Genomic DNA, 21,359 nt, shown 5'->3' with positions numbered 1-21,359 from the left:
TCTAGTCAATATGTCGATTGCCGTTTACCCTGGATCGCATGCCCTCCGTCACCCGGAAACCGCAAGCGGCCCGGCAGGCACGTCGGGAGCAGATCGAGCGCCGCCTGCTCGACGCCACCGAGCGGCTGATGAGCGCCGGCGCCAGCTTCACCGAACTGAGCGTGGACCGCCTCGCGACCGAGGCCGGCATCTCGCGCGCCAGCTTCTACATCTACTTCGAGGACAAGGGCCATCTGCTGCGCCGGCTCGCCGGCCAGGTGTTCAGCGATCTCGCATCGGGCGCCGAGCGCTGGTGGAATGTGGCCCATCGCCGTGATCCCGACGATGTGCGCGCCGCGATGACCGCGATCATCGCCAGCTATCGGCGGCACCAACCGCTGCTGATCGCGCTGAGCGAGATGGCCGGCTACGACCCGCAGGTGGCAACCACCTACCGGGAGTTGCTGGCCGGCATCTCGGACCGGGTGGCCCACATCATCGAGGACGGCCAGGCCGGCGGCTCCATTCGCCGCGCGTTACCGGCCACGGCCACGGCCAGTGCACTGACCTGGATGGTGGAGCGGGCCTGTCAGCAGAACCTGCCGGCCCGGGATGCGGATTACGATCCCGAGCTCGCCACCGCGCTGACTGAAATCGTTTGGGGCGCGCTCTATCTCAAACCCACCGATCAGTAACCCCAGGCCGAGCGATCATAACTGCGCTCGATCCGCAGACGCCTCTTACGCCGGGTGGGACAGAAGACGTAGGTGAGGTTGCCGCGCCGAACCCAGATGTTGTCGGGGCTCTCAAGGTTGACCCGAAAGTAGTTGTTGTGCACGGTCACCAGGCCCAACAGCGCGTTTCGGACAGCCAACGAGTCGACGTGTGCGGCACGCAGATTGGGGAAATCGGCCATGCCGTCGTACTGGCGACACAGGTCCGTCACCGCGAAGGGCGTGTTCTGCGGCACACCGACGCCGCCGTAGTCGGGCAGCTTCATGAACCAGACCAGTTTGGGGTCGGCCCGGTAGATGCCGTGGAAGGGCTGTTCCGGGTTGGCCAGCAGCAGAAATGACACTTTGCCGGTGGGGACCGAGGAGGCCGCCCCGTAGTCGCGCAGCCATTTGCAGGCCACCTGCGACCCCATGCTCACCGCGTAGACCAGCACGTCGTCGGCATCGGGGTTCCCGTTGAAGTGGGCGACCAACATGTCGTCGAGGGCTTTGGCGCCGCGTTCCACCGCTTTGACCGCGGGCACATAGCGTAGGCCGTCAAAGTAGGTGTTGGGGTACTTGACGCTTCGGATGGTCTTGCCCTTGGTGACAGCGCCCCGGCACATGAACCGCAGAAACCCGCTCCAACCTGCCCCGTCGATGGTGAATACCGTGCTCACGCAGGCAGGTCCTACACCGCGACCAAATCGTCGGCATGCACCACCGGGCGGCGGGCATCCGATGACAACTCGGCGGAGGAATGGCCGATCATCCCGGCCAGCTCCACCGCGTCGTAACCCACGACGCCGCGCGCCACCACCGAGCCGTCCGGGCCGCACAAGTCGACCACGTCGCCGCCGTGGAACCGTCCTGATGCGCCGGTGACCCCCGCGGCCAGCAGCGAGCCACGCCGGCTCAGCACCGCCTCGACGGCCCCGGCGTCCAGCGTCAGCCTCCCCGCCGCGTCGGCGGCATGGCGCACCCAGAACTTGCGCGCCGACAACCGCTGCGCCCGCGGCGCAAAGACGGTGCCCACCGAAGCGTCACCCAGGGCCGCGCCGGCTGCACTGGCGGCGGCCAACAGCACCGGAACGCCCGCGTCGGCGGCCAGCAGCGCCGAGGACAGTTTCGACACCATGCCGCCGGTGCCCAGGTGACTGCCCTCGCTGGCCACCACGTCGGCGAGATCCTCCGGTCCGGACACCTCGGGGACCAGCCGGGCCGGGCCCTTGCGCGGATCGGAGTCGTAGAGGCCGTCGATGTCGGAAAGCAGCACCAGCGCATCGGCGCCCACCAGGTGGGCCACCAGCGCCGAGAGCCGGTCGTTGTCGCCGAACCGGATCTCGCTGGTGGCCACCGTGTCGTTCTCGTTGACGATCGCGACCGCGTGCAGGGCCCGCAACCGGTCCAGGGTACGAGCGGCATTGGTGTGCGATACCCGCATCGACACGTCCTGCGCGGTGAGCAGCACCTGCCCGACGGTTCGACCGAACCGGCCGAAGGCGGCACTCCAGGCATTGACCAACGCCACCTGGCCCACGCTGGCGGCAGCCTGTTTGGTGGCCAGATCGGTGGGCCGCTTGGTCAACCCGAGCGGCTCCAGGCCGGCGGCGATGGCCCCGGACGACACGATCACCACATCCGACCCGGACTTCATCCGGGCTTCGATCGCCTCGGCGAGACCGGCCAGCCGGGCCGCGTCGAACATACCGTTCTCGGCGGTCAGTGCGGTGGTGCCGATCTTGACCACGACGCGGCGCGCGTGCCGAATCGCTTCGCGCGCACCGCCGCCCGTCACGGCTCCTCCGAGTGCTCTCGGCGCTGTTTGCGCGCGACCTTGCGTTCGGCGGCCCCGACCCGATCAGTGCGCTCCAGCCTGCTGTCGGTGCCTCGACCGGACAGCGTCATATCGACTCCGGCCGGTGTGGTCGGCTCCCAGTCGAAGGTCATCTCCCCGATCGTCACCGCGCAGCCCGGCGTGGCGCCCAGCCGCAGCAGCTCATCTTCGACGCCCAGGCGCGCCAGTCGGTCACCCAGGTAGCCGACCGCCTCGTCGTTGTCGAAGTTGGTCTGGTGCACCCAGCGCTCAGGCTGGGTCCCGCGCACGATAAACCCGCCGTCACCGTCGGTTTCCACGGTGAACCCGGTCTCTCCTGCGGGTATCGGCCGGATCACCGGCCGGCGCGCCACCGGCTCAGGCTGCGCCGCACGATAGGCCCATACCATGTCGGCCAGCGCGAACGTCAACGGGCGCAAGCCTTCCCGGCTCACCGTCGACACTTCGAACACCGGCCAGCCGCGCTCGGCCGCGATGTCGTCGCGGACGAATTCGGCCATCTCTCGCGCTTCGGGTACGTCGATCTTGTTGAGCACCACCGCGCGCGGCCGGTCCACCAGGTCGCCCAGCGCTGAGTCCCCTTGCATGGTGGGCGTATAGGCGGCCAGCTCGGCTTCGATGGCCTCGATGTCGGAGATCGGGTCGCGGCCCGGTTCCGCAGTCGCACAGTCGATGACGTGCACCAGCACCGCGCAACGCTCGATGTGGCGCAGGAAGTCCAAACCCAGCCCGCGCCCGGCCGACGCACCCGGGATCAGACCCGGTACGTCGGCGGCGGTGAAAGTGTTGTCCCCGGCGGAGACCACCCCCAGGTTCGGCGCCAGCGTGGTGAACGGGTAGTCGGCGATCTTGGGTTTGGCCGCCGAGATCACTGACACCAGTGCGGATTTGCCCGCCGACGGGAATCCGATCAGCCCGATGTCGGCGACCGTCTTGAGTTCCAGGGTGAGATCGCGGGCTTCGCCCTTCTCCCCCAGCAGCGCGAACCCCGGCGCCTTGCGGGCCCGCGACACCAGTGCGGCGTTGCCCAGTCCGCCGCGGCCACCCGCGGCGGCTTCGAAGCGGGCGCCGGAGCCCACCAGGTCGGCCAGCAGCCGCCCGTGTTCGTCGAGCACGACGGTGCCGTCCGGCACCTTGATCTCCAGGTCGGACCCGGCGGCGCCGTCCTTGTTGCTGCCCTGCCCCTGTTTTCCGGACGCGGCGTTGATGTGCGGCCGGAAGTGGAAGTCCAACAGGGTGTGCACGCCGCCGTCGACAACCAGCACGACGCTGCCGCCGCGACCACCGTTGCCCCCGTCCGGACCGCCAAGCGGCTTGAACTTCTCCCGGTGAATCGACGCGCAGCCGTTACCCCCGTCGCCCGCGCGCACATGGATGACGACGCGGTCGACGAACCGGGACATCGGGCTTCCTCTCACCCGTCCCACGCGTCGAGCGTGTAACCACTGCGAGTTTCGTCGCTCTTCTTCGCAGTCAGTGCACGCTCGCGACGCAGGGCCGGTTGGTTAACTCTCCGCGCGGGCGACCGGCACGATGTTGACGGTCTTGCGGCCGCGCTTCTGGCCGAACTCGACCGAACCCGGTGCCGTGGCGAACAGCGTGTCGTCGCCGCCGCGCCCGACGTTGATGCCCGGGTGGAAGTGGGTACCGCGCTGGCGGACCAGGATCTCGCCGGCCTTGACGACCTGGCCGCCGAACCGCTTGACGCCGAGTCGCTGCGCGTTTGAATCGCGCCCGTTCCGTGAGCTGGAAGCGCCCTTCTTGTGTGCCATCTCGTTCGCTCCCCTTACTTGATTCCGGTGACCTTGAGCACGGTCAACTGCTGACGGTGACCCTGCCGCTTGTGGTAGCCGGTCTTGTTCTTGAACTTGTGGATGCGGATCTTGGGGCCCTTGGTGTGCTCGAGCACCTCGCCGGTGACCGCGACCTTCGCCAGCTTGGCGGCGTCGGTGGTGACCGTGGTGCCGTCCACCACCAGCGCGACCGGCAGCGATACCGATGCACCCGGCTCGGACTCGAGCTTTTCCACCTTGAGCACGTCGCCGACGGCAACCTTGTACTGCTTGCCGCCGGTTTTGACGATTGCGTACGTCGCCATCGTTGGTGTCTTCCTCTTCTTTCGGAGCGCGCGCTATCGAGGCTCGCGTACAGCTGGGGTTTGTCGGCCGAGTCCACCGGCCTGGTGACAACTGGTCTAGGGTACTTGACCAGCGACTAAGGGGTCAAACCGGCCCTTCTCAGCTGGGCGGCCCGGCCGGGCGGGCCGCCGCCCGCCGCCGCCGGGGACGTTCGTAGGGCGCCGCGGCGGCCAGAGTGTCCTGGTCGGACTCGTCGGCCTCATCCGAATCGTCCGACTCGTCGATGACATCCAGATCGTCGTCGTAGTCGTCGTCATCGTCATCCAGATCGACCTCGACGTCATCCTCATCGGAGTCGTCGTCGGAGTCCTCGGTGTCCTCGTCGGCGTCCTCGTCGGAGTCCTCGGTGTCCTCATCGGCGACGTCGTCAGCCGCCTCCTCGACGGCCTCCACCGGCAGCTGCTCCTCGGTCTCGACGTCGGGCTGCTCGTCGGTGTCGGTCGTGTCCTGCGGCTCTTCCGCCTCGTCGTCGTGGCGGTCGCTGGCCGCGGCCATCGCCTTGAACATCGGATGGTCACCGGGGGTGTGCACCGGAACCTTGGCCACCACCGGTTCGTCGACCTTGGGCTTCTTCGACCGCTTGCTGCGACGGCTGGTCGGCTCGGACTTGCGCCCCGGCGCGGCCGAGTCGACCGGGTCGGCGTGCACCATGATGCCGCGCCCGGCGCAGTGCTGACACGACGTCGAGAACGCCTCGATCAGCCCGGTGCCCAGCCGCTTGCGGGTCAGCTGGATCAACCCGAGCGATGTCACCTCCGAGACCTGGTGGCGGGTGCGGTCCCGTCCCAGCGCCTCGGTCAGCCGGCGCAACACCAGGTCCCGGTTGGACTCCAGCACCATGTCGATGAAGTCGATGACGATGATGCCGCCGATGTCGCGAAGGCGCAGTTGCCGCACGATCTCCTCGGCGGCCTCCAGGTTGTTCTTGGTCACCGTCTCCTCGAGGTTGCCCCCGGACCCGGTGAACTTGCCGGTGTTGACGTCGACGACGGTCATCGCCTCGGTCCGGTCGATGACCAGCGTCCCACCCGAGGGCAGCCAGACCTTGCGGTCCATCGCCTTGGCCAGTTGCTCGTCGATGCGGTGCACGGCGAAAACGTCCGGCCCGGCCTGCCCCTCCGGTCCCTCCGGTGCCTGGTAGCGGGTCAGCTTCGCCATCAGCTCCGGCGCCACCGACCCCACGTACTCGTTGATCGTCGCCCAGGCGTCGTCACCGGAGACCACCAGCTCGGAGAAGTCCTCGTTGAACAGGTCGCGGATCACCTTGACCAGGACATCGGGCTCTTCGTAGAGCGCCACCGCCGCACCGGCGGCTTTGGCCTTGGTCTCGGCCGCGGTCGCCTCGATCTGGTTCCAGCGTTCCTGCAGGCGTTCCACGTCGGCGCGGATGTCCTCTTCTTTGACACCCTCCGACGCGGTGCGGATGATCACGCCTGCATCGGCGGGCACCACCTCGCGCAGGATCTCCTTGAGCCGCTGGCGCTCGGTGTCGGGCAGCTTGCGGCTGATCCCGGTCGACGACGCTCCCGGCACGTACACCAGGTAGCGGCCGGCCAGCGACACCTGTGTGGTCAGCCGGGCCCCCTTATGCCCGATCGGATCCTTGCTGACCTGGACGACGACGTAGTCACCCGGCTTGAGGGCCTGCTCGATCTTGCGGTTGGCGCCGCCCAGGCCGGCCGCCTCCCAGTTCACCTCACCGGCGTAGAGCACGCCGTTGCGGCCGCGACCGATGTCGACGAACGCGGCCTCCATCGAGGGCAGCACGTTCTGCACGATGCCCAGGTAGACGTTGCCGACCAACGACGTGGAGGCAGCCGACGTCACGAAGTGTTCGACCATCACGCCGTCTTCGAGCACGGCGATCTGGGTGTAGCGGGCGCCGATGTGCGGCGGTTCGGTGCGGACGCGGTCCCGGACCACCATCCGGCGTTCGACGGCCTCGCGGCGGGCCAGGAACTCGGCCTCGCTCAGGATCGGCGGACGGCGGCGCCCGGCGTCGCGGCCGTCGCGGCGACGCTGACGTTTGGCCTCCAGTCGCGTCGAGCCGGTGATGCCCTGGATCTCGTCGTCCGAGGAGCTCTTCTCGTTCTTGGCGTTCCTGGCGGTCTTGGCGCGCGGCGTCCGTTCGTGCACGACGGTGTTGGGCGGGTCATCGGCGGACCCGGTGTCGTCGTCATCGCCGTTACCGGTCTTGCGGCGACGGCGGCGGCGCCGGCGCCGGCTGCCCGTCTCGTCGGCGGAATCGGTCTCGTCGTCGCCGCTCTCGTCGGTATCGGTGGTCTCGTCGGATTCCGCGGCCGAATCGTCGTCCTCGGTGTCATCGTCGGAGTCGGCGGTGTCGGCCGTGTCGTCTGGGGCGCCCCCCTCGGAGCCGCGGCCCCGACCGCGTCCGCGCCGGCCGCGACGGCGGCGACGGCTGGCGGGACGGTCCCCGTTCTCGTCGTCGGCATCGGCGTCGGCGTCGGGGCCGAGGTCGTCGTCATCGTCGGACCCGTCGTCGCTGTCGTCGGACGCCGGGGGCTCGAAGGTGACCGGCTGCGGCGCCACGAACAGCGGCATGTAGTCGACGACCCGGGCGCTGGCGGCCTCCGGGGCGGTCTCCAGCAGCAGCCGGGACTCGGGCTCCTCGGCAACCTCACCGGTCTCCTCGGCCACCTCGGCGGTCGGCTTCTCGATCGAATCCAGCAGGTCACGCACGCGGACCGCCTCGACGCGGTCCACGCTGGAGTGGGCGCTGCGCGCCCGGCCATCCAGCTCGATGAGGGCATCCAGCACCCGCTTGCTGGTGGTTCCCAGTACCCGGGCCAGGGAGTGGACCCTCAGCCGGTCGGGCAACTCCTCCTGCTCGGCCGGCACCGCCGGTGCGTCTGAAAAAGGGCCCTTAAAAAGAGAGGGGTCTGCCACGTAAGTCTCCTCAAGCCCCCGGGCGCGTAACTACGACGCGGCCACGCGAGGGCTTCTCGTTATTCGCCCGGCTCACTTCCCCCGGGCTTGTGGTGGTCTCGCTCCGAGGGGCTCGGGTGGAACCGACTCGGTGCCTGGCTGAATGAGGACCCGCGATCGGCGCCGCATCACATATCGCGACCGTCGCACTCGCTAAGTCTTCATTCGGGTGTCCGACACCGGTCCGGTGACGTTCACCCGTTCGTCAGTATCCCACACAACCGGAGCAACCCGGGCCAAAGGCATTAACTGCGACGTCAGGCCAGTGTCATGGGTGAGGTCGGCGCCGACGGCTTCAGGTCGGGGAACCACAGCGCGATCTCGCGTTCGGCCGACTCCGGCGAGTCGGAGCCGTGCACCAGGTTGTACTGGGTCTCCAGTCCGAAGTCACCCCGGATGGTGCCGGGGGTGGCCTTGGCCACCGGGTCGGTACCGCCGGCGAGCTGCCGGAACGCCTCGATGGCCCGCGGTCCCTCCACCACGGCGGCGACCACCGGGCCGGAGGTGATGAAGTCCAGCAAGGAGGCGAAGAACGCCTTGCCCTCGTGTTCGCCGTAGTGCTGCCGGGCGACCGCCTGCTGCACCGGCCGCAGTTCCAGCGCCGCCAGCGTCAGGCCCTTCTTCTCGATCCGGCTGATGATCTCGCCCACCAGCCGACGGTTCACGCCGTCCGGCTTGATCAGCACCAAAGTCCGCTCAGTCACCGCGTCAGCGTACCGAATAGCCGCCCCGCTACGACCGGCGCAACACCTCGGCCCGGAAGTAGGCGATCAGCGCCCACACGCCGGTGAACACCAGGCCCATCACTCCGACGCCCGGATAGACCGCGAACCCGGCGACCAACACCAGTTGCACCGCCAGGTTGGCCCAGATCGCCCAGGACCGGCCCTGGATTCCGGTGAACAGCACCAACACCAGCGCCAGACCGAGCAGGTAGGCCAGCGACGCCGGCGTCAGCCCGCCTCCGACCACGTGGACCACCGGCAGCGCCAACAGCACCACGATCGCCTCGAGGATCAGAGTCGCCGCCATCACGCCGCGGAAACCGCGCCACGGATCGGGCGCCGCGGTGTGGTCGGTCATGCCGGTTCCTTTCCGAACAAGGTGCGGGCGGCCCCGGCGGTGACCACCGAGCCGGTGATCACGATGCCGGTTCCGGCGAACGGTTGCTGTCCAGAGCCCTCGGAGTCGAACTCGTCGACGAGCGCGGTCGCGGTGTCGATGGCGTCCCCGAGCGTCTCGGTGGTCACCACCCGGTCTTCTCCGAACCACCGCACCGCTGCCGCGGTCAGCGTCTCGACGTCCACGGCCCGCGGAGAGCCGTTGTGGGTCACCACGATTCGGTCGAAGACCGGTTCCAGGGCGGCGAGGATTCCGCTGACGTCCTTGTCGGCGAGCACGCTGACCACCCCGACCAGGAACCGGAAATCGAACTCGTCGGTCAGCGCCTGGGCCAGGGCGGCCGCGCCGGCCGGGTTGTGCGCGGCGTCGACGAAGACGGTCGGCGAACTGCGCATCCGCTCCAGCCGCCCGGGGCTCGTCGCCGCGGCGAAGCCGGCCCGGACCGTGTCTACGTCGAGCTGACGCTCGGCACCGGCACCGAAGAACGCCTCGACTGCCGCCAACGCCACCACCGCATTGTGGGCCTGGTGCTCACCGTGCAGCGGCAGAAAGATATCGGCGTACACCCCGCCCAGGCCCTGCAGCTCCAACAGCTGGCCACCGACCGCCAGCCGGCGGCTGCGCACCGCGAACTCGGAGTTCTCCCGCGCCACCGCGGCATCCGCGCGCACCGACTGGGCCAGCAGCACCTCCATCGCCTCGGGCGCCTGACGGGCGATCACCGCCACGGTGTCGACGAGCTCATCGGAGGAACGGTGGATGATGCCGGCCTTCTCCGCGGCGATCCCGGCGATGTCGTCGCCCAGGTAGTCGACGTGGTCGATGCCGATCGGGGTGATCACCGCAACCGGGGCGTCGACGACATTGGTCGCGTCCCAGCGGCCGCCCATGCCGACCTCCACGACCGCGACGTCGATCGGGGCGTCGGCGAACGCCGCGAACGCCATCGCGGTGAGCACTTCGAATTTGCTCATCGCCGGTCCGTCTTCGGCCTGTGACGAGGCGTCGACCATCTGCACGAACGGCTCGATCTCGGCGTAGGTCTCCACGTATTTGGCCGGGGTGATCGGGACTCCGTCGATGGCGATGCGCTCGACCGCCGATTGCAGATGCGGGCTGGTGGTGCGACCGGTACGACGGCTGAACGCCGTCAGGAGCGCATCGATCATCCGGACCACCGAGGTCTTGCCGTTGGTACCCGCCACGTGAATCGAGGGATAGCCGCGCTGCGGGGAGCCGAGCAGCTCCAGCAAGGCGTTGATCCGGGTCAGGCTCGGCTCGATCTTGGTCTCGCCCCACCGCTGGTCGAGTAGGTGCTCGACCTGCAGCAGGGCCGCGATCTCATCCGGGGTCGGTTCGGTGGTGCCGACCGGGTGATCGCTCATGTCAGTCCTGCGAGACGCACGGTGATCCGGTCCACTTCATCGCGGGCCGACTGCTGACGGGCCCGGATCTTGTCGACCACCGCTTCGGGCGCCTTGGCCAGGAAGGCCTCGTTGTCGAGCTTCGCCGCGGTGGCCACCAGCTCCTTCTCCGCGGCCGCCAGGTCCTTTTCCAGGCGGCGCCGTTCGGCGGCGACATCGACGGTCCCGGAGGTGTCCAGTTCGACCACGACGGTGCTTCCACCGCCCGTGGGGCCCAGTCGCACCTCGACGGTGGCCGACGGCGCGAAGTCCTCCCCCGGCTCGGTCAGCCAGGCCTGCGAGGTCACCGCGGCCACCTGGGTGGCCAGATCGGCGTCGTCGACACCGGTCAACCGGGCCGGTACCTTCTGCCGGTCGCGCAGGCCCTGATCGCTGCGGAACCGGCGCACCTCGGTCACCAGCTTCTGCATGTCGGCGATTCGTTGCGCGGCAACCTGGTCCAGACCGATTCCGGACGACTCCGGCCAGTCGGCGATCACCAGGGACTCTGCTCCGGTGAGTTCCTGCCACAGGGTTTCGGTGACGAACGGGATCACCGGATGCAGCAGTCGCAGCAGCGTATCGAGCACCGCGGCCAGCACCGCGGTGGTGTGCGAGAGCCCCTCGCCCAGCTGCGTTTTGGCCAACTCCACATACCAGTCGCAGAATTCATCCCAGGCGAAGTGGTACAGCGCCTCGCAGGCCCGGCCGAACTCGTAGCCGTCGAAGGCCGAATCCACTTCGGCGCGAACCTCTTCCAGCCGCCCCAGGATCCAGCGGTCGGCATCGGTCAGCTCCTCGAGCGACGGCAGTGGCGCGGGCCGGGCGCCGTTGAGCAGCGCGAACCGGGTGGCGTTGAACAGCTTGGTGACGAAGTTGCGCGACGCCCGGGCATGGTCCTCGCCGATCGACAGGTCACCGCCGGGGCTGGCGCCGCGGGCCAGGGTGAACCGCAGGGCGTCGGCGCCGAAGGTCTCGACCCAGTCCAGCGGGTCGATGCCGTTGCCGCGGGACTTGCTCATCTTGCGGCCGTGCTCATCGCGAATCAGGCCGTGCAGGAACACGTTGTGGAAGGGAACTTTGCCACCGTGCAGGGCGTCGTCATCGCCGACGAAGGTGCCGAACATCATCATCCGGGCCACCCAGAAGAACAGGATGTCGTAGCCGGTCACCAACACGGTGGTGGGATAGAACTTCGCCAACTCCGGCGTGGCCTCGGGCCAGCCCATCGTGGAGAACGGCCACAGTGCCGAGGAGAACCAGGTGTCGAGCACGTCGGGGTCCTGCTCCCAGCCTTCCGGCGGGGTGTCATCCGGTCCGACGCAGACCTTCTCGCCATTCGGCCCGTGCCAGATCGGGATGCGGTGACCCCACCACAGCTGGCGGGAGATGCACCAGTCGTGCATGTCGTCGACCCAGCTGAACCAGCGCGGTTCCAGGCTTTTGGGGTGAATGACGGTGTCGCCGTTACGGACCGCGTCACCGGCCGCCTTGGCCAGCGAGGACACATCGACCCACCACTGCATCGACAACCGCGGCTCGATGACCTCGCCGCTGCGTTCGGAATGTCCGACGCTGTGCAGATACGGCCGTTTCTCGGCGACGATGCGTCCCTGGGCGGCCAGTGCTTCGCGCACCGCGACCCGCGCCTCGAAGCGGTCCATGCCGTCGAACTGCGTTCCGGTGCCGGTGATCCGGCCCTTGGTGTCCAAGATCGTCGGCATCGCAAGCTGGTGGCGCAGGCCGATCTCGAAGTCGTTCGGGTCGTGGGCGGGAGTGACCTTGACGGCGCCGGTGCCGAATTCGGGGTCGACGTGGGCGTCGGCGACCACGGCGATCTGCCGCTCCAGGAACGGGTGCGCCAGGCTGGTCCCGACCAGGTCTCGGTACCGGTCGTCGTCGGGGTGCACCGCGATCGCGGTGTCGCCGAGCATGGTCTCGAGCCGGGTGGTGGCGACCACCAGGTGCGGCTGTGCGTCGTCTAATGAGCCGTATCGGAACGACACCAGCTCGCCTTCGATGTCCTCGTATTTGACCTCGAGGTCGCTGATCGCGGTCTCCAGCACCGGCGACCAGTTGACCAGCCGCTCGGCCTGGTAGATCAGCCCGGCGTCGTAGAGCCGCTTGAAGATGGTGCGAACGGCGCGTGACAGGTGCTCGTCCATGGTGAACCGCTCACGGCTCCAGTCCACGCCGTCGCCGATCCGGCGCATCTGGGTGCCGATGGTGCCGCCGGAGTCGCGCTTCCACTCCCACACCTTCTCGATGAAGGCCGCGCGGCCGAGGTCCTCTTTGGTCTTGCCCTCGGCCGCCAGACGCCGCTCCACCACGCTCTGGGTCGCGATACCGGCGTGGTCCATGCCCGGCAGCCACAGCACCTCATAACCCTGCATCCGCTTGCGGCGGGTCAGCGCGTCCATCAGGGTGTGGTCGAGTGCATGGCCCATGTGCAGGCTGCCGGTGACATTCGGCGGGGGCAGCACGATCGAGTAGCCGGGCTTGGTGCTGGCCGGATCCGCGGTGAAGTAGCCGGCATCCACCCAGCGCTGGTAGATCGCGTCCTCGACCACACCCGGCTCCCAGGATTTGGGCAGGTGATCGGTGTTGGCGGCATCGGGGGTCACGGTCACCGCTCAATTCTAGGAACGACGGCCCAGCACAGGCCAAAGCCCCCGGACCGGCATCGTTCCGGGGGCTGGTGAAGACTGGCTACTTCTTGCCGCCGAGCAGTCCGCCGAGGATGTCGCCGATGGCGCCGCCGGTCTTGCCGCCGAGCATGTTGCCCAGGATGCTGCCCATCGACTGGTTGTTGGCGCCGCCGCCCCCGGCCATGCCACCCAGGATGCTGCCCAGGACGTCACCGAGGCCGCCGCCGGAAGCCTGCTGCTGGGCCGGCTCCTCCTTCTGGCCGCTCAGTTGCTTGCCGATGTAGGCGAGCACGATCGGCGCGATGATCGGAAGCAGCTTTTGCAACAGGTCGTTGTTGCCCGCGCCGGCGCCCGACAGCGCCGAGGCGACCTGGCTGGTGTCGTTGCCGCCGAAGATGCTCGAGATCACCTGCTGGCCGTCGGCCTGGTTGCTGCCGAGCGCGTTGCCCAAAAAGCCCTGGGCCGCGAAGCTGTTGGCCGTGCTGGCGATGTTGTCGGCCTGGCCCGGGTCTTGGGCGTTGTGGTTCAGTCCGCTGACCAGCACCGGCACCAGGGTGCGGATGGCGCTGTCCACCTCACCCGAGTCGGCACCGAGCTGGTTGGCAATGTCCTGGATGGGAATCTGCGCGAAGAGATCGTCAAGGCCGGCCATGGGAGTATTCGTCCACCTTCGTTGCTGGGTGCTGACGTAAGAGCGGTCGAGCAAAAACACTAGCGGAAACAGCAGCTCGGCACCGGTCGATTCAACACCGGTCAGCGCAGCCGCGACACTTCTAACGTCACGCCCGCCGCGGGCAGCCGGGCCAGCAGGGCGTCGCCCATCGCGGCCGCCGGGGTGAGCACCCCATAGTGATCGGACAGGGCGTCGCGATCGAGGGCCAGCGCCAGCGCGCTCTCGGCCAGCAGCACCGAGGTGGCCTGGTAGCCGGGGTCGCCCTGCTGCGCCATGACCGCCAGGTAGCGAGCTCCGCTGGTCGTTTTCGTGTAGGTCTCGAGGCGGTAGTAGCCATTTTCGCGAGTGCTTTGGCTTGGCCCGGTGCCCGGCTTGGGCAACACCCGCTCGAGCAATGCGGGCGGCAGCAGCCGGAAGAGGTGGCCACCGAGCCCAAAGGTCGCTTTGCCCAGCGCGGTCGCGATTGCCGAGAGCACAGGTGCCGCGGCCGACGAACCGACACTCATGTGTTCGGCGTAGCGGAACCGGCGCCCATAGGCCCAGTCCAGCAATCCGTTGCTACGCCGCACGATGCGGGTGTTGTAGGGCGCCATGGCGAAGCCGGCGGTCCAGATTCCCTCCAATTCCGGCGCGATGTCACGGCCCCGGCGCCAGGCCAGGTCGGGTTCGCGGCCCAGCCGGGGTTCCGCCGGCCGGTCGACGCTGAGCGTATGGGGATCGAACAGCTGACGCCGGGCCTCCGGGTCGCCGGCGACGGTGCTCAGGACCTCGACCATCGAGGCGAGGGTGCCGCCGGACACACCGCCGGAGAAGCCCCGCACGACGAGATCGGTGTCGAGTAGATCTCCGGTGCCCTCGTCGCGGGCCGCCCGGTAGAGCGCATAGACGCTTAGATCCGAGGGAATGGAGTCGAAGCCGCAGGCGTGCACGATGCGCGCTCGGTTGTCTGCGGCCTGCTTGTGGTAGAGGTCGATGCTCTCCCGCACGAACGTCGCCTCGCCGGTGAGGTCGACGTAGTCGGTGCCCGCGGCGGCGCAGGCGGCGACCATGGGCATGCCGTAACGGGTGTAGGGGCCGACGGTGGTGATCACCACTCGGGTGCGGGCCGCCATCGCCTCCAGCGTCGCGGGGTCGTCGGCGTCGGCGACCACGATCGGCCAGTCCTGAGCGGCGGCACCGAGCTCATCGCGCACCGCCTGCAGTCGCTCCGCCGAGCGTCCGGCCAGCCCGATACGCGCGGCGCCGCCGGCGCGCGACAGGTACTGGGCGGTCAGCTTGCCGGCGAAGCCGGTGGCCCCGTAGACGATGACATCGAGCTCACGTGGCGTTTCGGACATGGTCCCGACGCTACCGGGCGCATTGCGCCGCCGACGACGACGGCGCCGGGCTCATCGCCCGGCGCCGTGTCATGTGGAGGTCAGCCGCGACGGCCGCAGACCGGCCACGCGCCGATCCCCTGGCTGCGCAGCACGTTCTCGGCCACCCGGATCTGCTCGGCCCGGCTGGCGTTGTGCGGCATACCGCTGCCGCCGTTGGCACGCCAGGTGCCCGCATTGAACTGCAGGCCGCCGTAGTAGCCGTTACCGGTGTTGATCGACCAGTTACCGCCGGACTCGCAGGCCGCGATGGCGTCCCAGTTGACGCCGTCCGCCTTGGCGGTGGCCTCGGACAGGGCGACCGCGCCGGTGATCAGGGCGCCGGCGATCGCGGCCAGGGTGAGGGGCTTCCGGACGTTCTTCAACATCGTTCCTTTCGCTGTGCGCGCGCCGACGAGCGCCCACGGAGTGGGCTGGCGAGCCTGGTGGTCCAGGCGGAGTGGTCTTCGAGACGTGCCGTCTTGGTCAGGCACGACAGCGGGGGCAGGGTCTGCCCGCCGGGGATGACACCCGGCACCGCGGAAGCATTCATGGGGCCGCCCGCGGCCCCGCTCACACGCGGTTCCGTGGATTCAATTTGTTTGCCCTGCATTCGGGCGAAGGGAAATTTACGAAACGCTCATACGGCCCGTCCAATCGCATGTCGCGAGCATTTCGGGCAGATAACGAAACCATCACAGCGACGGTTCGAATGGTTACAGCAGGTCAGCAATAACTTTGCGCTTCCCTACGGGCCGGCGGCCCACCCGATTTTCGTGAGTCAAATCACGGCTATTTTGTGGGCTGGGCCACGAAAAACGGATACGGTTTCCCGCGCATTTGCCCGCCGGCGCGAGCGACAGCACCATCTCACGGGCCCCAACGGCATCGTCTGCCCCACCAGGTGCAGGTCAGAACGTCATCGACCGGTATGCCCGCCGGTTCGGTCCCGCCCCGCCCGCCGCTCGCCGGGTCGCGGCTTCACCAATTCGCCGAACATCGAGATTATTTCTTCTCGGTGCGAACTATCGGGCCGTTGCGGACCGGCATTTCAGCCGATCGGTGCCGGCAGCGTCCAATCCGTCGCAGGCGACCGAAACCCGCTCTCGGACAGGCGCTTTCGCCGTCCGAGCGCAAGCGCGCTCGCCGCGGCGCCACGGCCGTCCCCACAACGATAATCGCCGTATGTCGGCGCGATAACAAAAGGATTTATGTACACCAATCGCGGCACCGCGAAACCCGTTATCAGAATCGCCCAGCGATATTTGCTGTCAACAGCTCAAGGCACGGAGCTTCGCGGGTGCGCTCACGACAGTCCGGCCACATCGTCCGGAGAGTTGAGGTTGGTCAGCGAGGCCGCATCGGTCACCACGATGCGCCGGACCTCGACCAGATCGACCAGCGCCCCTACTCGCCGCTCCCCTGCGGCGACCAGCGCGTCGACGGTCTCGGCCAGCCTCGTGCGGTAGATCCCGGCCAGGTAGTGGTCGCGCCCCGCCCGCGGCAGCACGATGTCGGCCACGTCAGGGGCATCTTGCGGCCGGGTGGAATCCGCCAACCGGTCGATCAACTCGGACGTCAGAAACGGCATGTCGACCGCGCAGACGAAGGCGCGATCGGCGCCCGCGCGCGCCGCGGCCCGCAGGCCCAGTCCGACGGCCGGCAGCGGCCCCAGGCCGGGCACCTCGTCGCGCAGCACCTGTGCGGCAAGAACCGGTAACGCCTGGTCCTGGGCGGCCACCACGAAGACCGGATCGCAGCGCCGCGAGACCACCGATACCAGGTGCTCCACCAGGGTGCGGCCGTCGAACATCCCGGCCACGGTCAGGGTGGCCTTGTCGCGGCCCATCCGGCGCGATGCGCCGCCGGCCAGTACGACCCCGGCCAACCGGCCGGTCATGGCGTCAGGCTCGCCTTAGTCCACGGTCCAGGTGTCGCGGCCACGCAGCAGCGCCTGGAGTGCGGCGGAGTCGTGGGCGCTTGCCTGCCGCGCCTCGGCGACCTGCGCGCGAGCCAGGTCGTCGTAGGTGGGCTTGGTGACCTTGCGGAAGATGCCCATCGGGAAGTGCGACAGGTCCTGCTCGGACAGCCGCGACAGCGCGAACGCGTAGGACGAGTCGGCCAGGGTGGCGTCGTGCACGACGATCTGGTCGGCCGACACGTTGGCGGTCTTGGCGACCTCCAGCCCGTAGCCGTTCTTGATCACGCAGTACTCGCCCTCGGCGCCGAAGATGATCCGCTCGCCCTGGCGAACGTTGATGAGGCGGTTCTCCGCACCCTCCTTGCGCAACAGGTCGAAGGAGCCGTCGTTGAACACCGGGCAGTCCTGCAGGATCTCCACTAACGCCGACCCGCGGTGCTCCATCGCCCCGCGCAGCACCTCGGTGAGGCCCTTGCGGTCGGAGTCCAGGGCGCGCCCGACGAACGTCGCCTCGGCGCCGATCGCCAGCGAGACCGGGTTGAACGGGTTGTCCAACGACCCGAACGGCGTCGACTTGGTGATCTTGCCGGTTTCCGACGTCGGCGAGTACTGGCCCTTGGTCAGGCCGTAGATCCGGTTGTTGAACAACAGGATGGTGATGTTGACGTTACGGCGCAAGGTGTGGATCAGGTGGTTGCCGCCGATCGACAGCGCGTCGCCGTCACCGGTGATCAGGAACACCTTCAGGTCTTCGCGGGCGGTCGCCAACCCCGTGGCGAACGTCGGACCGCGGCCGTGGATCGAGTGCACCCCGTAGGTGTTCATGTAGTACGGGAACCGGCTCGAGCAGCCGATCCCGCTGACGAACACCACGTTCTCCCGGCGCAGCCCCAGCTCGGGCAGGAAGTTGCGCATCGAGTTGAGGATGGCGTAGTCGCCACACCCCGGGCACCAGCGCACTTCCTGGTCGGAGGTGAAGTCCTTGGACTTCTGCGGCTCGTCGGTGGTGGGCACCCCGCTCAGGGCGGTCAGCCCCAGCTCGGTGCCGATCAGGGATTCGGTCGTCGGTTCTGCGGTCATGACTTCGCTCCTGCTGTACCCGCAATGGTGACCGCCGTGGCCTTGGCCAGCGACGCCTTCTCGTTCTCCCGCGCGGCCAGCGTCCCGGCCAGCGCGTCGTCGATGATCCCCTCCACCTCGTCGGCGAGGAACGCCTTTCCGGCCACCTTGGTCACCGACTGGATGTCGACCAGGTAGCGGCCGCGCAGCAGCAGCGCCAGCTGGCCCAGGTTCATCTCCGGCAGCACCACCTTCGGGTAGCGCCGCAGCACCTCGCCCAGGTTGGCCGGCAGCGGGTTGAGGTAGCGCAGGTGCGCCTGCGCGACCTTGACGCCGCCGCGCCGGACCCGCCGGCACGCCTCGGCGATCGGGCCGTAGGAACTGCCCCAGCCCAGCAGCAGCAGCTCGGCGTCACCGGTCGGGTCGTCGACGACCAGGTCGGGGATCTTGATGCCGTCGATCTTGGCTTGACGCAACCGCACCATCAGGTCGTGGTTGGCCGGCTCGTAGGAGATCTCCCCGGAGCCGTTGGCCTTCTCCAGCCCACCGATCCGGTGCTCGAGGCCGGGCGTGCCGGGAATGGCGAACTGCCGGGCCAGGGTCTCGGGGTCACGGGCGTAGGGCTGGAAGGGTTCGCCGGCCTTGGCCAGGTTGCGCTCGATGGGCTCCATCGAGGCGACGTCGGGAATGCGCCACGGCTCGGACCCGTTGGCGATTGCCCCGTCGGACAGCAGCACCACCGGCGTGCGGTAGGCCAGCGCGATCCGGACGGCCTCGATGGCAGCGTCGAAGCAGTCCGACGGCGTGCACGGCGCCACCACCGCGACCGGCGATTCACCGTTGCGGCCGTACAACGCCTGCAGCAGGTCCGCCTGCTCGGTCTTGGTCGGCAGGCCGGTCGACGGGCCGCCGCGCTGAACATTGATCAACAGCAGCGGCAGCTCGGTCATCACGGCCAAGCCCAGCGCTTCGGCCTTGAGCGCCAAGCCCGGGCCGGAGGTGCTGGTGACGCCCAGCGCGCCACCGTAGGAGGCGCCGATCGCCGCACCGATCCCGGCGATCTCGTCCTCGGCCTGGAAGGTCAGCACGTTGAAGTTCTTGTACTTGGACAGCTCGTGAAGGATGTCCGAGGCCGGGGTGATCGGGTAGGTCCCGAGCACCACCTGGGTGTCGGCCAACTGGCCGGCGGTGATGACGCCGTAGGCCAGTGCGGTGTTGCCCGAGATCTGGCGGTATTCGCCCGCCGGCAGCTTGGCCGGTGAGATCTCGTAGGTGGTGCCGAACGCCTCGGTGGTCTCGCCGTAGTTCCAGCCCGCCTTGAGCGCCAGCACGTTTGCCTCGGCGACGTCGGGCTTCTTGGCGAACTTCTCCCGGATGAAACGCTCGCTGCTCTCCAGCTCCCGGCCGTACATCCAGGACAGCAGTCCCAGGGCGAACATGTTCTTGGCGCGCGCGCCGTCCTTCTTGGTCGCGCCGATCACCTCGACCGCGCCCAGCGTCAGCGAGGTCATCGCGACCGGGACCACGACGTAGTCGGAGAGTTCCTCGGTGTCCAGCGGGTTGTTCTCGTAACCGATCTTGGCCAGGTTGCGCTTGGTGAACTCGTCGGAGTTGACGATCACCATCCCGCCGCGGGGCAGGTCGCCGATGTTGGCCTTCAAGGCCGCGGGGTTCATCGCCACCAGTACGTCGGGGCGGTCGCCGGCGGTCAGGATGTCGAAGTCGGCGATCTGGATCTGGAACGACGATACCCCCGGCAGGGTGCCCTGAGGTGCGCGGATCTCGGCCGGGTAGTTGGGCTGGGTGGCCAGGTCATTGCCGAACAGCGCCGCCTCGGAGGTGAAGCGATCGCCGGTGAGCTGCATACCGTCACCGGAGTCCCCGGCGAAACGGATGACGACTTTCTCGAGTTTTTGGCGCCCGGGCGCCGACCCGGCTCCGTTACCGCTCGGACCCACGGCCCCGCCTTCCATCACTGTCTCCCCGGGCCCGCACAGCGCGACTGGCGCACCCACATTTTTTTCTGTCACTGGCGGTACCGATTATTGCACCGTTCTTAGAGACGATTCGACGCCACACCGTGTCGAAACCCTACCGGCTTATCGTTAAACGCCGACGTCATGGCCGGGTTCACGGTCATCTCGGGACCGAAATGTGGTTTTGGTCACGTTTGGCGGCAGCTCAACTTTAAGAAGTTTTTGCTACCCGCGGGTAACCCTCGGCGGCGCGGGCGGCGCCGCCGGCGATCAGGCGCTCTTGTCGCGACGCTCGGAGCGCGACGCCTTGCGCGGCACGATGGTGGGCAACACGTTGTCCTGCACCGTTTCCTTGGTCACCACGACCTTGGCGACGTCATTGCGGCTGGGGATGTCATACATCACCGGCAGCAACACTTCTTCCATGATCGCCCGCAGGCCGCGCGCCCCGGTGCCGCGGTGGATGGCCTGATCGGCGATCGCCTCCAGCGCGTCCTGGCTGAACTCCAGCTCCACCCCGTCCATCTCGAACAGCCGGGTGTACTGCTTCACCAGAGCGTTCTTCGGCTCCGAGAGGATCTTGACCAACGACTCCATGTCCAGGTTGGTCACCGAGGCCACCACCGGCAGCCGGCCGATGAACTCCGGAATCAATCCGAACTTGATCAGGTCTTCGGGCATCACCTCGGAGAAGTGGTCGACGGTGTCGACCTCTGCCTTGGAGCGAACCTCGGCACCAAAACCCAAGCCGCGCTTGCCAACCCGGTCGGAGACGATCTTCTCCAGGCCGGCGAATGCCCCGGCGACGATGAACAACACGTTGGTGGTGTCGATCTGGATGAACTCCTGGTGCGGGTGCTTGCGCCCACCCTGCGGCGGAACCGACGCCTGGGTGCCCTCCAGGATCTTCAGCAGCGCCTGTTGTACGCCCTCGCCGGAGACGTCGCGGGTGATCGACGGGTTCTCGCTCTTCCGGGCGATCTTGTCGACCTCGTCGATGTAGACGATCCCGGTCTCGGCGCGCTTGACGTCATAGTCGGCGGCCTGAATCAGCTTGAGCAGAATGTTCTCCACGTCCTCACCCACGTAGCCCGCTTCGGTGAGCGCGGTGGCGTCGGCGATCGCGAACGGCACGTTGAGCATCTTGGCCAGGGTCTGGGCCAGATAGGTCTTGCCGCAGCCGGTGGGACCCAGCATCAAGATGTTGGACTTGGTCAGCTCTACCGGCTCACCCGAGCGCGAATCGCGGCTCTTCTCGCCGGCCTGAATGCGCTTGTAGTGGTTGTAGACGGCCACCGCCAGTGTGCGCTTGGCCGTGTCCTGACCGATGACGTAGCCCTCCAGGAAGTCCCGGATCTCAGCGGGCTTGGGCAGCTCGTCGAGCTTGACGTCGTCGGCGTCGGCCAGCTCCTCTTCGATGATCTCGTTGCACAGGTCGATGCATTCATCGCAGATGTAGACGCCCGGACCCGCGATGAGCTTCTTGACCTGCTTCTGACTCTTTCCGCAGAACGAACATTTCAGCAAGTCACCGCCGTCTCCGATGCGCGCCATAGTGCGTTACGACCTACTTCCTGTTCGCCGTCCGT

Annotated in this window: 17 protein-coding genes and 1 pseudogene; 1 reads left to right on the top strand and 17 read right to left on the bottom strand. The window is 68.0% G+C overall.

Annotated elements, in window-relative coordinates; translation table 11 throughout:
* Window positions 1–38 precede the first annotated feature (38 nt).
* On the top strand, window positions 39–674 hold the full coding sequence (locus AC5Y31_RS04285; protein WP_499978298.1) for a TetR/AcrR family transcriptional regulator: 636 nt from the start codon (window positions 39–41) through the stop codon (window positions 672–674).
* On the opposite strand, the gene AC5Y31_RS04280 is transcribed toward AC5Y31_RS04285, so the two are convergent.
* From AC5Y31_RS04280 to clpX, 17 genes and pseudogenes are all read right to left on the bottom strand, one after another.
* Complete coding sequence (locus AC5Y31_RS04280; protein ID WP_065025679.1) at window positions 668–1,372, bottom strand: PE-PPE domain-containing protein; 705 nt, start codon at window positions 1,370–1,372, stop codon at window positions 668–670. The genes AC5Y31_RS04285 and AC5Y31_RS04280 overlap by 7 nt on opposite strands.
* An 11-nt stretch (window positions 1,373–1,383) precedes the next feature.
* Complete coding sequence (gene proB / locus AC5Y31_RS04275; protein ID WP_065025680.1) at window positions 1,384–2,490, bottom strand: glutamate 5-kinase; 1,107 nt, start codon at window positions 2,488–2,490, stop codon at window positions 1,384–1,386.
* The gene (gene obgE / locus AC5Y31_RS04270; protein WP_499978297.1) at window positions 2,487–3,932 is read right to left on the bottom strand and encodes a GTPase ObgE; all 1,446 of its coding nucleotides are present in this window, start codon (window positions 3,930–3,932) and stop codon (window positions 2,487–2,489) included. The genes proB and obgE overlap by 4 nt, the downstream gene beginning before the upstream one ends.
* A gap of 102 nt (window positions 3,933–4,034) precedes the next feature.
* Window positions 4,035–4,301: a 50S ribosomal protein L27 gene (gene rpmA / locus AC5Y31_RS04265; RefSeq protein WP_065025682.1), complete on the bottom strand. Its 267-nt coding sequence runs from the start codon at window positions 4,299–4,301 to the stop codon at window positions 4,035–4,037.
* Between the two features lie 14 nt (window positions 4,302–4,315).
* Entirely contained in the window at window positions 4,316–4,627 is a 312-nt protein-coding gene (gene rplU, locus AC5Y31_RS04260) for a 50S ribosomal protein L21 (protein ID WP_064856633.1), read from the bottom strand.
* A gap of 139 nt (window positions 4,628–4,766) precedes the next feature.
* The gene (gene rne, locus AC5Y31_RS04255; protein ID WP_499978295.1) at window positions 4,767–7,574 is read right to left on the bottom strand and encodes a ribonuclease E; all 2,808 of its coding nucleotides are present in this window, start codon (window positions 7,572–7,574) and stop codon (window positions 4,767–4,769) included.
* A 296-nt stretch (window positions 7,575–7,870) separates the two neighbouring features.
* Window positions 7,871–8,317, bottom strand: coding sequence for a nucleoside-diphosphate kinase (ndk, locus tag AC5Y31_RS04250; RefSeq protein ID WP_065025684.1), 447 nt, complete (start codon window positions 8,315–8,317; stop codon window positions 7,871–7,873).
* A gap of 28 nt (window positions 8,318–8,345) precedes the next feature.
* A complete protein-coding gene (locus AC5Y31_RS04245) occupies window positions 8,346–8,696 on the bottom strand; it encodes a DUF4233 domain-containing protein (protein ID WP_064856630.1) in 351 nt (116 codons plus the stop codon).
* Entirely contained in the window at window positions 8,693–10,120 is a 1,428-nt protein-coding gene (folC, locus tag AC5Y31_RS04240; RefSeq protein WP_065025685.1) for a bifunctional tetrahydrofolate synthase/dihydrofolate synthase, read from the bottom strand. The genes AC5Y31_RS04245 and folC overlap by 4 nt, the downstream gene beginning before the upstream one ends.
* Window positions 10,117–12,768, bottom strand: coding sequence for a valine--tRNA ligase (locus AC5Y31_RS04235; RefSeq protein ID WP_499978293.1), 2,652 nt, complete (start codon window positions 12,766–12,768; stop codon window positions 10,117–10,119). Before AC5Y31_RS04235 ends, folC begins: the two co-directional genes overlap by 4 nt.
* A gap of 79 nt (window positions 12,769–12,847) precedes the next feature.
* Entirely contained in the window at window positions 12,848–13,438 is a 591-nt protein-coding gene (locus AC5Y31_RS04230) for a DUF937 domain-containing protein (protein WP_499978290.1), read from the bottom strand.
* Between the two features lie 101 nt (window positions 13,439–13,539).
* Window positions 13,540–14,796, bottom strand: a complete 1,257-nt coding sequence (locus tag AC5Y31_RS04225; protein WP_301636545.1) for a saccharopine dehydrogenase NADP-binding domain-containing protein — start codon at window positions 14,794–14,796, stop codon at window positions 13,540–13,542.
* 80 nt (window positions 14,797–14,876) lie between these two features.
* Window positions 14,877–15,110 (bottom strand): annotated as a pseudogene (locus AC5Y31_RS04220) (transglycosylase family protein); the annotation flags it as partial.
* 1,010 nt (window positions 15,111–16,120) lie between these two features.
* The gene (mobA, locus tag AC5Y31_RS04215) at window positions 16,121–16,714 is read right to left on the bottom strand and encodes a molybdenum cofactor guanylyltransferase (RefSeq protein ID WP_499978288.1); all 594 of its coding nucleotides are present in this window, start codon (window positions 16,712–16,714) and stop codon (window positions 16,121–16,123) included.
* Window positions 16,715–16,729: 15 nt separating this feature from the next.
* Entirely contained in the window at window positions 16,730–17,815 is a 1,086-nt protein-coding gene (locus AC5Y31_RS04210; protein WP_499978285.1) for a 2-oxoacid:ferredoxin oxidoreductase subunit beta, read from the bottom strand.
* Window positions 17,812–19,752 carry a 2-oxoacid:acceptor oxidoreductase subunit alpha gene (locus AC5Y31_RS04205; protein WP_499978956.1) on the bottom strand — a complete coding sequence of 647 codons (1,941 nt, stop codon included), beginning with the start codon at window positions 19,750–19,752 and terminating at the stop codon, window positions 17,812–17,814. The genes AC5Y31_RS04210 and AC5Y31_RS04205 overlap by 4 nt, the downstream gene beginning before the upstream one ends.
* 288 nt (window positions 19,753–20,040) lie before the next feature.
* On the bottom strand, window positions 20,041–21,324 hold the full coding sequence (gene clpX, locus AC5Y31_RS04200) for an ATP-dependent Clp protease ATP-binding subunit ClpX (protein WP_065025692.1): 1,284 nt from the start codon (window positions 21,322–21,324) through the stop codon (window positions 20,041–20,043).
* Window positions 21,325–21,359: the final 35 nt, after the last annotated feature.

The organism is Mycobacterium sp. NGS18, from assembly GCF_059813185.1.
Note: the sequence above shows the minus strand (reverse complement) of the source record. Positions and strands in the feature narration are given on the sequence as shown.

What these genes read in the sequence shown, in the direction of transcription:
- folC (WP_065025685.1), bottom strand. Translation starts at nt 10,120, where the DNA reads ATGAGCGATCACCCGGTCGGCACCACCGAACCGACCCCGGATGAGATC.
- AC5Y31_RS04285 (WP_499978298.1), top strand. Translation starts at nt 39, where the DNA reads ATGCCCTCCGTCACCCGGAAACCGCAAGCGGCCCGGCAGGCACGTCGG.
- mobA (WP_499978288.1), bottom strand. Translation starts at nt 16,714, where the DNA reads ATGACCGGCCGGTTGGCCGGGGTCGTACTGGCCGGCGGCGCATCGCGC.
- AC5Y31_RS04230 (WP_499978290.1), bottom strand. Translation starts at nt 13,438, where the DNA reads ATGGCCGGCCTTGACGATCTCTTCGCGCAGATTCCCATCCAGGACATT.
- AC5Y31_RS04225 (WP_301636545.1), bottom strand. Translation starts at nt 14,796, where the DNA reads ATGTCCGAAACGCCACGTGAGCTCGATGTCATCGTCTACGGGGCCACC.
- AC5Y31_RS04210 (WP_499978285.1), bottom strand. Translation starts at nt 17,815, where the DNA reads ATGACCGCAGAACCGACGACCGAATCCCTGATCGGCACCGAGCTGGGG.
- AC5Y31_RS04245 (WP_064856630.1), bottom strand. Translation starts at nt 8,696, where the DNA reads ATGACCGACCACACCGCGGCGCCCGATCCGTGGCGCGGTTTCCGCGGC.
- rpmA (WP_065025682.1), bottom strand. Translation starts at nt 4,301, where the DNA reads ATGGCACACAAGAAGGGCGCTTCCAGCTCACGGAACGGGCGCGATTCA.
- clpX (WP_065025692.1), bottom strand. Translation starts at nt 21,324, where the DNA reads ATGGCGCGCATCGGAGACGGCGGTGACTTGCTGAAATGTTCGTTCTGC.
- obgE (WP_499978297.1), bottom strand. Translation starts at nt 3,932, where the DNA reads ATGTCCCGGTTCGTCGACCGCGTCGTCATCCATGTGCGCGCGGGCGAC.
- rplU (WP_064856633.1), bottom strand. Translation starts at nt 4,627, where the DNA reads ATGGCGACGTACGCAATCGTCAAAACCGGCGGCAAGCAGTACAAGGTT.